We start from the raw sequence: 14,071 nt of genomic DNA, 5'->3' as shown, positions 1-14,071 counted from the left end.
CATGGGCGAACCTCCCGGGGCAAGATGTGGGGTGGGTCGGGCACGATTTTCAGCATGGTTCAGCACTCCTGTACCGTCATGGGAAAACTGCCTGAATCCGCTTGCACTCGAATAGGTGGCAGCTATACGCAGGTGTGCAAGACCGAGGGTACAGGAACTCGGCAGGCCCTAGGGCCTCCCACGCATAGCCGCCATTGGAGGGCCAGAATCGCAGACTACCGGCAAGGCCCAAAAGCGCTTTCGCGTTGTACCTGTACGGGCTTGCACACCCGGTCGTTGAATCAGCAACGACAGGGCGAGACTAAGGAATGCGACTGGCCAGAACAACAGCTGAAAGGCCGTAAAAGCATGCTTGGGAAACGTCCTACGTGAAATAGGGAAAGTCTTAGTAATCCGCTTGAAACAACTGTCTTGGCCTCATCGCGGGGCAAGCCCGCTCCCACGTTTCTCCCGCTATCTGCCCAGTTATTTGCCCTGAAAGTCAGGACAATTTCTTATTTTTCTGTACACGAAATATCTACTAAAGGTTTATATTCCGCCCGCCGAAACAGAAAAGGTAGCAAGTGGCCACCACTTCATCGAAGCGGCCATGTACACCCTTCACTCTCACGGATGGGCGTCACCATGAAAATAAAAAACAAACTGATCCTGGCCTTCGTACTGGTGGCCTTCATCCCAGTGGCGTTGGTTGGCGGGATCTCGGTGCTGAACATCCGCAGCGAGGCGGTCGACCAGTTCCTCGACGGCAGCACCCGGGAAATCCGCCAGATCGACGGCAACATGCGCCAGTTCTTCGATGGCACGCTGCAGAACGTCGATCAAATGGCCAAGGATCCTGTATACACCTCGGTCACCTCGCTCAAGGACTACACCGGCGCCGACGCCGCCAACCAGCCGATGCCCGAGGCCGCGCAGCAGGTGATCGACGCCTTCGCCCGCTACGGCACCACCCACCCGGCGGCGGCGATCCTGTCCATCGGCCTCGAGGACGGCAGCTACGCCAAATGGCCGGACGACCCGCAACTGGCCAAGTACGACCCACGCACCCGCCCCTGGTACAAGGCCGCCATGGCCAGCCCGGACAAGACCGTGCGCACCACCGCTTACTACTACGACAAGGACGATGTAGCCCTGGTCGGCACCGCCCGGGCGCTGCTCGATGAGGCCGGCAAGGCCAAGGGCGTGTTCGTGGTCAGCGTGTCGCTGAAGAACCTCACCGAGCTGGTCAAGAGCATCAAGCTGGGCGACAGCGGCTACGTGATGCTGATCGAGGACGGCACCGTGCTGGTCGACCCGCGCAACGCCAGCCACGGTTTCAAGCAGCTCAAGGAGCTCGGCGCGCCCTACGCGCAACTGGCCGCCACCACCCAGGGTTCCACCGAGGTGGTGATCGACGGCGTGCGCTACATGGCCAACGTATGGACCTCACCGGGCCTGGGCTGGCGCTTCGTCGGCCTGATCGAATACGACGAGGTAATGGCCGCGGCGACGCGCATGACCTATGTCACTGCGCTGATCGTGATAGTGCTGGCCCTGGTCTTCGCCCTGGTCGCCGCGGCGTTCTCGCGGGTGATCGTCAAGCCGATCGGCCAGGTCAGCATCGGCCTGCAATCGATCGCCGAGGGCGAAGGCGACCTGCGCCGCGACCTGCAGGTCCAGGGCAAGGACGAAACCGCCGAGCTGGCCGGCTGGTTCAACAAGTTCCTCGCCGCCATCCGCCAGCTGATCCAGCGCATCGGCGCAGCCTCGACCAACCTGCACGAGGCCTCGCGCAGCAACAGCGAGATGGCCGGCAACATGAACGAGGCCGCCGGGCGCCAGCGCGAGGCGGTGGAGCTGGTGTCCACCGCGTTCAACGAGATGGTCGCCACCGCCAACGAAGTGGCGCGCTCGTGCAGCAGCGCCGCCGACGCTGCCGAGCACGGCCACCGCCGGGTGGCCGAGGGCAAGCAGCAGATCGAGGCGACCACCGACAACGTCAATCGCCTCGGCCGGCGCCTGAGCGAGTCGTCACAGGCCATGGTCGAGCTGGAGGAAGGCAGCCGCAGCATCAACCAGATCCTTGGCACCATCCGCGCCATCGCCGAGCAGACCAACCTGCTCGCGCTCAACGCCGCCATCGAGGCGGCCCGGGCCGGCGACCAGGGCCGTGGTTTTGCCGTGGTGGCCGATGAAGTGCGGGCGCTGGCCAAGCGCACCGCCGACTCCACCGGCGAGATCGACCAGTTGCTCAACACCCTCGGCGGCAAGACCCAGGAGGTCTCGCAGAAGATGGAAAGCTGCCTGGACCTGTCGCGGGCCAGCGTGTCGTCGATCGAGAGCGCGCGGGACAGCTTCGAGGGCATCCAGCTCTCGGTGAACGAGATCCGCGACCAGAACCTGCAGATATCCGCCGCCGCCGAGGAGCAGCACAGCGTGGCCGAGGAGATCAACCGGCATATCCAGCAGATCTACGACGAGGCACGGCTGGTGGAGGGGCTGGCCAGTTCCGCCCAGGCTGACTCCGGCAGGCTGGCGCAGTTGTCGGATGAGTTGAATGGGCTGGTGGGGCGCTTCAAGTCGTGACTTTTGGCTTGAGCCTGTACGCGGGCCCTGTAGGAGCGGCCTTGTGTCGCGAAAAGGGCTGCGCAGCAGCCCCAGGATTTCAGCGTTGATGCAAAGATTGCCGGGGCCGCTTTGCGGCCCTTTCCGACCGGTCCGACGCCTCGGCAAGGCCGCTCCACAGAACTTGCGCATGGCTCGACTACAGTGAACTTGACGCCATCCTCGAGAGCACCATGCCCAACCAATGAATACGGTTTGTATTCAGGCGCCCTCTACGCATCAACGCAGGGCGTTCACTGTTCGCTAACTTTCAATCTTAACCGTTAAGCGAAAAGTGCACCGAAACGTGTACAGATTTATTTTCCCTACTCTAATTTCGACCTACCCTGCCTGACAGCTAGATCCCTACGCTCCAAGAACCGAATGTAAATCAGCTCGCGGAAATCGGACTTCACTTGATTGCCGACAAACCCAGGGATTGGTGAAAAATACGCTCCAGCGCCGAAGATCATAGGGTGGCAGACTGAATTCGATCTCGCTCGCGGCCAACTCGGAGAAGTCCCGCTCGGCCCTGCACAGCTCCTCGTCATCATGAATACCGAGCCGATTGCGCAAAACCGAGGTGCCGGCATAGCAATATGCATCCTGCCCGACCCCGTATTTATCCAACGTCAGCTCTGCTTACAGTATTTACGCAGCAGTTCCTCCCGGGTGGGAAGCTCTCGCTCAGCCGCGTCCGGCGACACGGTGAACCCCTCTAGCCGCAGGCTGGCCACATAGTTAGAGCGACGTGTCTTGGCACAGTCAGCCTTCTTGGTTTCCAGGCTGATCCCTTTCACCTTTACACACCTTGATGGGTGAACACATCGCGATTATAGCGGATCGAAAGAAGCACCGTGCTACGTAGAGACGCTAGGCAGGCACCTCCGTCGCAGGCTGCTGCTCCAGCAACGACCATCCCCCCTGCCCGTCCACCTCCAGCCGATGAGAGTGGAATCCCGCCAGGGTGCTGCGATGCCCGACACTGACCAGCAGCGTCGCCGGCAGCTCCGCGCGCAGCAGCGAATACAGCGCATGCTCCAGCCCTTCATCCATCGCCGAGGTGGACTCGTCGAGGAATACCACCTGCGGCCGGTTGAACAGCACCCGGGAAAACGCCAGTCGCTGCTGTTCGCCCAGCGACAGGATCCGCGACCAGTCGCGCTGCTCGTCCAGCCGTTCGGCCAGATGAGCGAGGTTGACCTGGCGCAGGGCCTGCTGCATGCGCGCATCGTCCCCGGGCGCACCCTGTGCCGGGTAGGCGATGGCGGTGCGCAAGTCGCCCAGCGGCAGGTACGGGCGCTGCGAGAGGAACAGTGCCTGCGTCCCCAACGGCCGCCTGACCTCACCCTCGGCATAAGGCCACAGGCCCGCCAGGGCACGCAGCAAGGTGGTCTTGCCGCTGCCCGATGGTCCTTTGATCAGCAGCGCCTGGCCGCTGTGCAAATTCAGGTCGAGATCGGCGATCAGCGCGTGGCCGTCGGGGCGACGCACCTGCAAGCCCTGAATCCCCAATGCGTGTTCCTGATCCACGCTAACTACGCGCGGCAACTCGCTGGCCTGCTGGTTGGCATCGAGGAAACCGGTCAGACGGTCGAGGGTGGCGCGGTACTGGGCGAAGGTGTCGTAGGACTCACGGAAGAACGATAGCGAATCCTGCACCTGGCCAAACGCCTGGGCGGTCTGCATCACGTCGCCGAGCTTGATCGCGCCGCTGAAGAAACGCGGCGCCTGGAGGATGAACGGGAATACCACCGCCACCTGGCTGACGCCCAGGTTGAAGCCGCTGAACTTGAGGTTCCGGAACACCAGCGCCCAGGCGTTGCCAATCAACGCAAAGAAGCGCCCGAGCAAGGTGCCCCGCTCCACCTGCGCGCCCTGGTAGAAAGCGATGTTCTCGGCGTTCTCGCGCAGGCGCATCAAGGCGTAACGGAAGTTGGCGGTGAGCTTCTCGTTGAGGAAGTTAAGGCGGATCAGCGGCTGGCCGAGGCGAAAGGCAATCCAGGTGGCGATCAGCACATAGACATACACGGCGAACACCATCGCCCGGGGGACTTCGATGCCGGCCACCGCCAGCGGCGCGGAGAGACCCCAAAGAATGCCGGTGAAGGCCACCAGCGACACCAGTGCGCTCACCGCCCCCAGCGCCAGCGACACGGAGCCGGTGACGAAGGCGTTCACATCCAGTTCGATACGCTGGTCGGGGTTGTCCACCGGCTCGGCGAGAAACTGCCCGCGGTAGTAGGCATCGCCGTGCATCCAGTCGGCGGTCAGGCGCTCGGTAAGCCACACCCGCCAGCGGATGTTGAACGCCTGGGTGACGTAGAAGGCGAACAGCGAGCGCAGCACATGAATGGTCGCCAGCACCGCGAACACCCCGAGCAGGTACCAGAACGCGGTCTGGTCCAGTGCCTGCAAGGCACTGTAGAAGCCGTTGTACCAGAACGAGAACAGCACGTTCAGGCGCACCGCGAACAGCGTCAGGACCAGCAGCAGCGCAAACGCCAACAAGGGCCGCCAACTGCGGCGCAAGCTGAAATAGGGGCCGGCCAGTTGCCAGAACTGCGCCCCCCAACGGGTGTAGCGCACCGCCAGCAAGGCGGTAATGGTGAAGCAGACAAGGGTGACCAACGAGGCGATTGCCAGCCAGCTCAGGCTCTCTTGCAGGGCCTGGTGCCAGTTCATGTCCATGGTGAGATTCCGTGACGGTGTTTTCGCGAGCGTAGCACCGGCCCAGGATTAACCTTGTAAGAATGAAGGACATTTCATCTTGAATCTGTACCGCCCCTTCGCTGGCAAGCCGGCGAAGGGGCGGTACAGGCAGCACTCGGAACGCCTAGCCCAATGCTTCCCTTACCTTCGGGTCCAACCCCTCCCCTGCATGGGCCTCGCTCCACGCCTGCAACTGCCGGCGCATGCCCGGCGTCCAGAAGCTCTGCAGGTGCTGCCTCACCCCCTGCACCGCCTTGGTGTGATCCGGTTCGCTGTCGAAGTAATGGGCGATCTGGTTGGCCATCTTCACCAGGTTGTCGCTGCTCATCGACGCACCTCCGCCGTTTCCGCTTGCCGGCGCTCCTTGAGCAAGCGCCGCTGCTCGTCACTGAAGCGCTGGTAGCGTTTCTGCCACTCCGACGGCTCGAACACCTTGGCCACCTCCACCGCAGTGACCTTGTATTCCGGGCAATTGGTAGCCCAGTCGGAGTTGTCGGTGGTGATCACGTTGGCGCCGGACTCAGGGAAGTGGAAGGTGGTGTACACCACCCCCGGCGCCACCCGTCCGCTGACCCGGGCACGCAGCACGCTCTGCCCGGAGCGGCTGCCGATACCTACCCAGTCACCGTCGCAAATACCTCGACTCTCGGCATCGCTGGGGTGGATCTCCAGACGATCCTCGTCATGCCAGGCGACGTTTTCGGTGCGCCGGGTCTGCGCGCCGACGTTGTACTGGCTGAGGATGCGCCCGGTGGTCAGCAGCAGCGGGTAGCGGCTGTTGACCTTCTCGTCGGTGGGCACGTAGCCGGTGAGCATGAAGCGCCCCTTGCCGCGTACGAACTGGTTGATGTGCATGGTCGGCGTGCCGTCGGGCGCGGCGTCGTTGCACGGCCATTGCAGGCTGCCGTGACGGTCGAGCTCGGCATAGCTGACCCGGCGGAAGGTTGGGGTCAGGCGGGCGATCTCGTCCATGATCTCGGAGGGATGACGGTATTGCATGGAGTAACCCAAGGCACCGGCCAGGGCCACGGTGGCCTCCCAGTCGGCCTTGCCGGCCAGCGGCTCCATCACCTTGCGCACCCGCGAGATGCGCCGCTCGGCATTGGTGAAGGTGCCGTCCTTCTCCAGGAACGAGCTGCCCGGTAGGAACACATGGGCGAACTTGGCGGTCTCGTTGAGGAAGATGTCCTGCACCACCACGCACTCCATCGCCAGCAACGCGGCGGTGACGTGCTGGGTGTTGGGATCGCTCTGGGCGATGTCCTCGCCCTGGCAGTACAGCGCCTTGAAGCTGCCGTCCAGCGCGGCCTCGAACATGTTGGGAATGCGCAGCCCCGGATCGGGCTGCAAGGTCACGCCCCAGGCCTGCTCGAACTCGGCACGCACGCTTTCGTTGGAGATATGCCGGTAGCCGGGCAGCTCGTGAGGGAACGAGCCCATGTCGCATGAACCCTGCACGTTGTTCTGTCCGCGCAGCGGGTTGACCCCCACCCCTTCGCGGCCAATGTTACCGGTGGCCATGGCCAGGTTGGCGATGCCCATCACCGCGGTGCTGCCCTGGCTGTGCTCGGTCACACCCAGGCCGTAGTAGATCGCCGCGTTGCCGCCGGTGGCGTAAAGCCGGGCGGCGGCGCGGATCTGCTCGGGGGGCACGCCGCACACCGGGCCGAGCACTTCAGGGGCGTTGTCGGGCTGGGCGACAAAATCGTGCCAGCGGGCAAAATCCTCGGTCTCGCAGCGGGCGTCGATGAAGTGCTGGGCCAGCAGGCCTTCGGTGACGATCACATGGGCCAGGGCGTTGAGCATGGCCACGTTGGTGCCCGGTCGCAGTTGCAGGTGCAGCTCGGCGCGGGCGTGGGGCGAATCGACCAGGTCGATGCGGCGTGGGTCGATGACGATCAACCGCGCGCCCTGGCGCAGCCGGCGCTTGAGCTGAGAACCGAACACCGGATGGGCGTCGGTGGGGTTGGCGCCGATCACCAGCACCACGTCGGCCTGCATCACCGAGTCGAAGCTCTGGGTACCGGCGGACTCGCCCAGGGTCTGCTTGAGGCCATAGCCGGTCGGCGAATGGCAGACTCGCGCACAGGTGTCGACGTTGTTGTTGCCGAAGGCCGTGCGCACCAGCTTCTGCACCAGGTACGCCTCTTCGTTGGTGCAGCGACTGGAGGTGATGCCACCGATGGAATCGCGCCCGTACTTAAGCTGGATCCGCCGGAACTCGCTGGCGGCATAGGTGACCGCTTCGTCCCAGCTGACCTCCTGCCACGGGTCTTCCAGGCGCTTGCGGATCATCGGCTTGGTGATGCGGTCCGGGTGCGTCGCGTAGCCCCAGGCAAAACGCCCCTTGACGCAGGCATGGCCATGGTTGGCACCGCCGTTCTTGTCCGGGACCATGCGCACCAGCTGCTCGCCCTTCATCTCGGCGCGGAACGAGCAACCCACGCCGCAGTAGGCGCAGGTGGTGATCACCGCCCGCTCGGGCTGGCCGAGCTGTATCAGGCTCTTCTCGCTCAGGGTGGCGGTCGGGCAGGCCTGCACGCAGGCGCCGCAGGACACGCATTCGGAACTGAGGAAATCATCCCCCCCTGCCGCCGCCACCCGCGAGTCGAAGCCACGCCCGGTGATGGTCAGGGCGAAGGTGCCCTGGATCTCCTCGCAGGCGCGCACGCAGCGGTTGCAGACAATGCACTTGCTCGGCTCGTAGTCGAAGTACGGGTTGGATACGTCCTTCCGTTCGCTCAGGTGATTGGCGCCGTCGTAGCCGTAGCGCACCTCGCGCAGGCCAACCTGGCCAGCGACGGTTTGCAGCTCGCAGTTGCCGTTGGCCGAGCAGGTCAGGCAGTCCAGCGGATGGTCGGAGATGTACAGCTCCATCACGTTGCGCCGCAGGTCGGCCAGGCGGGGTGTCTGGGTGCGCACCACCATGCCCTCGCTGACCGGCGTGGTGCACGAGGCCGGGTAGCCGCGCATGCCGTCGATCTCGACCATGCACATACGGCACGAGCCGAAGGCCTCGAGGCTGTCGGTGGCGCACAGCTTGGGAATGCTGGTGCCAAGCATGGCGGCGGCGCGCATCACCGAGGTGCCGGCGGGCACGCTGATCGAACGGCCATCGATGACCAGGCTGACCTGCACCTCGCTGATCCGTTCCGGGGTGCCCAGGTCTATGTCGTTGCGGGGATCGAAGTAGTTGATCATTGCGCGGCCTCCAGGCCGAAATCGGCGGGGAAGTGCTTGAGGGCGCTGACCACGGGGTACGGGGTCATCCCGCCCATGGCGCACAGCGAGCCGTACTGCATCGTGTCGCACAGGTCACGCAGCAGGCCGGCCTGGCTGGCGCGGTACGCCGGGTCGGTACTGGCGATCAGCCGATCGACCACCTCAACACCGCGGGTCGAGCCGATCCGGCAGGGCGTGCACTTGCCGCAGGATTCCTCGGCGCAGAACTGCAGGGCGAAACGGGCCATGCCCGCCATGTTCAGGGTGTCGTCGGCCAGCACCACGCCACCGTGGCCGAGCATCGCGCCCAGGGCGGCGAAGGCCTCGTAGTCCAGCGGGGTGTCGAACTGCGCGGGCGGTACCCAGGCGCCCAGCGGGCCGCCGACCTGCGCCGCCTTGATCGGCCGACCACTGGCGGTGCCGCCGCCGTAGCCTTCCACCAGCTCGCGCAGGGTCAGGCCGAAGGCCCGTTCCACCAAGCCGCCATGGCGGACGTTGCCGGCCAGCTGGAACGGCAAGGTGCCCGTCGAGCGGCCCATGCCGAAATCGCGGTAGAACGCCGCGCCCCTGGCCAGGATGATCGGCACCGAGGCCAGGGTGAGCACGTTGTGCACCAGCGTCGGCTGGCCGAACAGGCCTTCGAGCGCCGGCAGCGGCGGCTTGGCCCGGACGATGCCACGCTTGCCCTCAAGGGATTCGAGCAGCGCGGTTTCCTCACCGCAGATGTACGCGCCCGCCCCCACCCGCACCTGCAGGTCGAAGGCCACGCCGTTGCCGGCGACATCCAGGTACCCGGCCTCGCGGGCCAGCAGGATGGCTTCGTTCAAGGTCCGCACGGCGTCCGGGTATTCCGAGCGTACATAGATGTAGCCCTTGCTCGCCCCCACGGCGAGGCCGGCGATGATCATGCCCTCGATCAGCAGGAACGGATCGCCCTCCATCAGCATGCGGTCGGCGAAGGTGCCGGAGTCGCCTTCGTCGGCATTGCACACCACGTACTTCTGCCCGGCCGGCGCCTGGCGCACGGTGCGCCACTTGATGCCCGCCGGAAACGCCGCGCCGCCCCTGCCGCGAAGCCCGGAGTCGAGCACCGCGGCGACCACTTCATCGCCGTCCAGCAGCGTGGCCTGGCGCAGGCCATCGAAGCCGCCGTTGGCATGATAGTCGTCCAGCGACAGCGGCCGGGTGATGCCGGCGCGGGCGAACAGCAGGCGCTGCTGGGACTTCAGGTAGGGAATCGCTTCCACAGGCCCCAACGCCAGGGCATGGCTGCCGGGATCGCCTGCCAGGGCGTCGAGCAGCCCGGGCACATCCTCCGGGGTGACCGGCCCGAAGCCCACGCGGCCTTGGGCGGTGTCCAGCTCCACCAGCGGCTCCAGCCAGTACAGGCCACGGGAGCTGGTGCGCTTGATATGCAGTGGCAGGCGCCGCTGCGTGGCTTCGCGGGTAAACGCCTCGGCCACCTCGTCGGCACCGACGGCGCGGGCCAGCGAATCGCAGGAGATGCACAGGTTCAGCATGCCTTCACCTCCTCGCGGCAGGCGTCCACCAGCGCTCGCAGGCGTTCGGGGGTGACGCGGGCGTACAGCCGGCCATCGAGCTCCAGGGCCGGCGAGCAGGCGCAGGCACCCAGGCAATACACCGGGCGCAGGTCGAGCGCGCCATCCTCGGTGCGACCGAGATCCTCCAGCCCGAGCTGCTCGCGCAACTGCGCGGCCAGCGCCTCGGCGCCACGGCTCTGGCAGGATTCGGCGCGACACAGGCGCAGGGTATGGCGGGCCGCCGGTGTGGTGCGAAAATCGTGGTAGAAGCTGATCACCCCGCGCACCTCGGCCTGGCTGAGGTTGAGCGCGTGGGCGATCTCGACGACGGCGCTGTCGGGGATGTAGCCGGCGCCGGCCTGGATGGCGTGGAGGATCGGCAACAGGGCGCCGGCGGTATCCTGCTCACGGGCCAGGACGCGTTGGATCAGGGGCAGGTGGTTCAAGTCATCAGGCATACAGCAGACCTCGGCATCCCGGGGCAGCCCGTTGGCGGGCGGCGGTCCGGCGGTGTTCAGCTGTGGTGCGCGGGCCAGCTCACGGTGGCGGCAGGCCGGGCACCTTCCTTGTCCATGGCCGGGCGTCTAGCTGCGCTCGGTCCACGGGCATCTTCAGAGCATGGCAGTTATTGCACGAGGGGGTTGTGCACGGGCGACCCGGCGCGTCCTGAAACCGACCACCGGAGGTGCCATCATGAGTCAGTTGCTTGCTCGTGTAGGAGCGGCCTTGTGTCGCGAAAGGGCTGCGCAGCAGCCCCGGGATTTCAGCGTTGACGCAAAGATTGCCGGGGCCGCTTTGCGGCCCTTTCGCGACACAAGGCCGCTCCTACAAGGAGAGCGCAGGCGGTCAGTCCAGTACTACATGGGGCAGGAAACGCGAGCTGTCCTTGGTGATCAGCGTGTCGTCTTCACGAATGCCGATCCCCGAGGCCAGGTCACCGATCACCCAGGAGCCGATCAGGGTGTAGCTGTCGCCGAACTTGGGCAACGGCGCAAAGCCCTGCAGGATGTACGGCGCATCGTCGTAGGGCCCGTCCTCGAACACCCGCTGGTCGTCGGCGGTGCGGATATCCACGTTGGCACCCTCGCGGGAGAAGTACGGCTTGCGTACCCAGCCCTTGGGCACCGGGCGTCGCGGGTCTTGGTCGAGAAACGCCGGCAGCAGGTTCGGGTGCCCTTCGTGCCATTCCCACAGCAGCGGCAGGATGCCCTTGTTGGAGATCAGCGCCTTCCACGCCGGTTCCACGAACTGGGTATCGCAGCCGGCGATGGCCTGGCCGAAGTCCTCGTGGAAGATATGCTCCCAGGCGTGCAGCTTGAACAGGCGCGGGATCGGCCGGCCTTCGAGGTCGACGAAGCGCCCTTCGCCGTTCAGGCCGATGTCCTCCAAGTCGATATGCCGGGTGCTGATACCCACATGCCCGGCCATCTTGCGCAGAAAATCCGTGGTGCCACGGTCTTCGACGGAACCGGCGATGGCCGAGAAGTAGAACGGGCTTTCGCGCTCGAAGGCGCCGAAGGCCCGCACCAGGTCCTCGGCCAGGGTATTGAACTGGCTGGCATGGGCCGGCAGCACGCCGCGCTCGATCTGCTGCTCCAGCCAGATCAGCTGGAACGCCGCCGCCTCGTACAGCGAGGTCGGCGTGTCGTAGTTGGCCTCGATCAACTTGGCCGGGCCCTGGCCGTCGTAGCTGAAGTCGAAGCGCCCGTAGAGGTGCGGATGCCCCTCTTTCCACGAAAGGCGCACCAGGTCGAAGAACGCCGGCGGGATCGCCAGGCGGGTCATCAACACCTCGCTGTCGACGATGCGCTCGACCGCCTCCAGGCACATGGCATGCAGCTCTTGCGTGGGCGCCTCCAGGTCACGGCTGACCTGGGCCTCGCTGAACTGGTAGTAGCCGCGCTCGTCCCAGTAGCGCTCGCCGTCGATGGTGTGGAAGGCGAAACCTTCACGTTCGGCGGTGGCGCGCCAGTCCGGGCGTTCGTCGATGCTGATCTTGCGCATGCTCAACCGCCGAAGCTGAAGCCGCCGCTGCTCTTGCCGCCCCAGCCGCTGCGCGCAGTGGCCTGGCTGCCGAAGCCGCCGCGAGAGATCGACGAGGACACACTGGAGCGGGTCGAGGTTTTGGACCTGTAGCTGCTACCGCCTGAATTGCCGGAGTAGTAGCTGCTGTAGCTGCCGCCACTCTGCTGGGCCTGGTCGGAGCGCTCGAAGCGCTTGCCCTGGTCGATCTGTTGGCCGAGGGTGGTGGTGCGGTAGTCGCCGCGGCTGTCGCGGTACTGGTAGACCGGCTGCGAGTAGTACTGGCGGCTGCCGCCACTCATCATCTGGCCGAGCAGCAGGCCGGTAAGCAGGCCGTTGAAGTTGCTGCCCCCGCTGACGGCCTGGCCGCTGCTCTCGACCTGGGCGCGGGCCGCGTCGACCTGCGACTGGCTCACTTCACCCGACACCGCCAGCTCGAAGCCACCCAGGCGCGGCATGTAGCGGCCGTCGCTGGTGACCTGGCAGTAGTCCGGCACGAAATCGGCCTCGCAGGCTGCCTTGTCGCCATAGGTCGGGGCGACCCGGCGATGATCGGCCAGTGCTTCCATGTAGGCATCGGAACACACGTCCACCGGCATCTTGTCATCGACGCAGGCCTGGACGGTGGTGTAGTTGCTGCGCTTGCTGACCGTGTAGGTCTCCTCGGGCGCGCTGCACGCGGTAAGCGCCAGCGGCAGGGAGCTGGCCAGCACCAGCTTGACGGAACTTCGTCTCATGTAGGGCTCCTTGCGCGCAAACGGCTCAGACCGACGGGGTCATGCAGGCCGAGTTGAGGAAGCCCACGCTGATCGCCACGGCGGCGGCGTAGATCGCGGCGGCCATTTCGCCCTTGGCGATCCGGCTGGCCAGGCCCTTGAGCACCAGGCTGGTGATGCCGAAGGCCAGCAGTTGCACCACCGCGGCGATCACCACCCAGACCACGAAATCGAGCAGGCTGACGCTGTAGGCGATGATGTTGCTGGCCGGCAGCGAGAAGCCGATCAGCGCGCCGCCCAGGGCGATGGCCGCGGCGCTGTTGTTGTCGCGGATCAGGGCGAACTCGCGGTGCGGGGTGAGGTGCGTGTAGATGAACTGGAATACCCAGAACAGCACCAGCGCCACGCTGATGTAGAGGATGAAGCCGATCACTGCCTGGGCGTTGAGCGACATGCGAAGAGCGTCGAGCATGGTGAATCCTTGTCAGATGACGTTGAAGTCCGTTGATTGCAGGGTGACACCCACCGAAGTGGTCAGGCTGACATTGCCTTGTTCGTCCTCCTCCACCGACAGCAGGAGGAACTCGCGGCGATCGGTCAGGCCGGTCTCGCGGGCATACAGCATGGACAGGTGCTGGATGCGGTAGCTGGTCTCGGGGCTGGTGACACGTTCGCTGATCGGCGTCAGCTCGGTCTGCCCCTCTTCGCTGCCCCACTGGCGGACGAACTCATAGCCTTCGTGCTCGTAGTACGGCAGGCCGATGGTCGACTCGGGGCCCACCAGGCGTTTGAGTTCGGCGTCACTGTTGATCGGCAGCACGCTGTAGTAGCCGAACAGGATGATATCGCGCACGTCCTCGGCAGACGTGCCGTTCATCACCACCTGCAGCCAGTAGTCTTCGTCTTCCATGTAGAAGCGCGCCAGGCGCACCGACTGGCCAAGGTCGACCTCGCCGACGGCCCAGACCAATTCCTGCTCGGGGACTTCCAGTTCAGAGTGACCGTCGAGCAGCAGCTTGAGCGAGGGGTCGAGCTTGAGCATGCGCCCGCTGCCCAGGCCAAACGGCAGGTTGCCTTGGGCCTGGCTGCCGGCGGCAGGTTTGGGGGCTTCGAAGCCCATGAAGCGTTTCAACCAACCCACGGGGCATCTCCTGGGTGAGAGGGTGACGGAACCGGAGCCAATGCAGGTGCTGAAGCGAACAGGCAGGGCCTGTGGGGAGAAGGCGACATTGAAGATCCCTTGGGTCGCGGCAGTCCTTTGGCGGGGGCGACACG

The 14,071-nt window shown here is 65.3% G+C and carries 11 protein-coding genes and 1 pseudogene; 1 reads left to right on the top strand and 11 read right to left on the bottom strand.

The window, feature by feature from the left end; all coding sequences use genetic code 11:
• Positions 1 to 624 precede the first annotated feature (624 nt).
• Positions 625 to 2,565, top strand: a complete 1,941-nt coding sequence (locus tag CC207_RS19405) for a methyl-accepting chemotaxis protein (RefSeq protein ID WP_088852605.1) — start codon at positions 625 to 627, stop codon at positions 2,563 to 2,565.
• A gap of 483 nt (positions 2,566 to 3,048) precedes the next feature.
• On the opposite strand, the pseudogene CC207_RS27815 reads toward CC207_RS19405, so the two are convergent.
• The 11 genes and pseudogenes from CC207_RS27815 to CC207_RS19350 form a co-directional block, all read right to left on the bottom strand.
• Positions 3,049 to 3,213 (bottom strand): annotated as a pseudogene (locus CC207_RS27815) (cell filamentation protein Fic); the annotation flags it as partial.
• A 2-nt stretch (positions 3,214 to 3,215) separates the two neighbouring features.
• The gene (locus tag CC207_RS27810) at positions 3,216 to 3,383 is read right to left on the bottom strand and encodes a YhfG family protein (protein ID WP_088852601.1); all 168 of its coding nucleotides are present in this window, start codon (positions 3,381 to 3,383) and stop codon (positions 3,216 to 3,218) included.
• A gap of 73 nt (positions 3,384 to 3,456) precedes the next feature.
• Positions 3,457 to 5,274: an ABC transporter ATP-binding protein/permease gene (locus CC207_RS19390; RefSeq protein WP_088852600.1), complete on the bottom strand. Its 1,818-nt coding sequence runs from the start codon at positions 5,272 to 5,274 to the stop codon at positions 3,457 to 3,459.
• A 145-nt stretch (positions 5,275 to 5,419) separates the two neighbouring features.
• Positions 5,420 to 5,623 (bottom strand): formate dehydrogenase subunit delta, encoded by a 204-nt coding sequence (locus CC207_RS19385; protein ID WP_028692692.1) that lies wholly within the window; start codon positions 5,621 to 5,623, stop codon positions 5,420 to 5,422.
• On the bottom strand, positions 5,620 to 8,496 hold the full coding sequence (gene fdhF / locus CC207_RS19380) for a formate dehydrogenase subunit alpha (protein WP_088852599.1): 2,877 nt from the start codon (positions 8,494 to 8,496) through the stop codon (positions 5,620 to 5,622). The genes CC207_RS19385 and fdhF overlap by 4 nt, the downstream gene beginning before the upstream one ends.
• On the bottom strand, positions 8,493 to 10,037 hold the full coding sequence (locus CC207_RS19375) for an NADH-quinone oxidoreductase subunit NuoF (protein ID WP_088852598.1): 1,545 nt from the start codon (positions 10,035 to 10,037) through the stop codon (positions 8,493 to 8,495). The genes fdhF and CC207_RS19375 overlap by 4 nt, the downstream gene beginning before the upstream one ends.
• Positions 10,031 to 10,516: a formate dehydrogenase subunit gamma gene (locus tag CC207_RS19370; protein WP_088852597.1), complete on the bottom strand. Its 486-nt coding sequence runs from the start codon at positions 10,514 to 10,516 to the stop codon at positions 10,031 to 10,033. The genes CC207_RS19375 and CC207_RS19370 overlap by 7 nt, the downstream gene beginning before the upstream one ends.
• A 388-nt stretch (positions 10,517 to 10,904) precedes the next feature.
• Positions 10,905 to 12,062, bottom strand: coding sequence for a glutathionylspermidine synthase family protein (locus CC207_RS19365; protein WP_088852596.1), 1,158 nt, complete (start codon positions 12,060 to 12,062; stop codon positions 10,905 to 10,907).
• A gap of 2 nt (positions 12,063 to 12,064) precedes the next feature.
• The gene (locus CC207_RS19360; protein ID WP_028692697.1) at positions 12,065 to 12,817 is read right to left on the bottom strand and encodes a DUF1190 domain-containing protein; all 753 of its coding nucleotides are present in this window, start codon (positions 12,815 to 12,817) and stop codon (positions 12,065 to 12,067) included.
• Between the two features lie 25 nt (positions 12,818 to 12,842).
• Positions 12,843 to 13,268: a DUF350 domain-containing protein gene (locus CC207_RS19355; RefSeq protein ID WP_028692698.1), complete on the bottom strand. Its 426-nt coding sequence runs from the start codon at positions 13,266 to 13,268 to the stop codon at positions 12,843 to 12,845.
• 12 nt (positions 13,269 to 13,280) lie between these two features.
• Entirely contained in the window at positions 13,281 to 13,937 is a 657-nt protein-coding gene (locus tag CC207_RS19350; protein ID WP_178080980.1) for a DUF2491 family protein, read from the bottom strand.
• Positions 13,938 to 14,071 lie beyond the last annotated feature (134 nt).

Source organism: Pseudomonas sp. DrBHI1, from assembly GCF_002205115.1.
Lineage (GTDB): Bacteria > Pseudomonadota > Gammaproteobacteria > Pseudomonadales > Pseudomonadaceae > Aquipseudomonas > Aquipseudomonas mosselii.
Note: the sequence above shows the minus strand (reverse complement) of the source record. Positions and strands in the feature narration are given on the sequence as shown.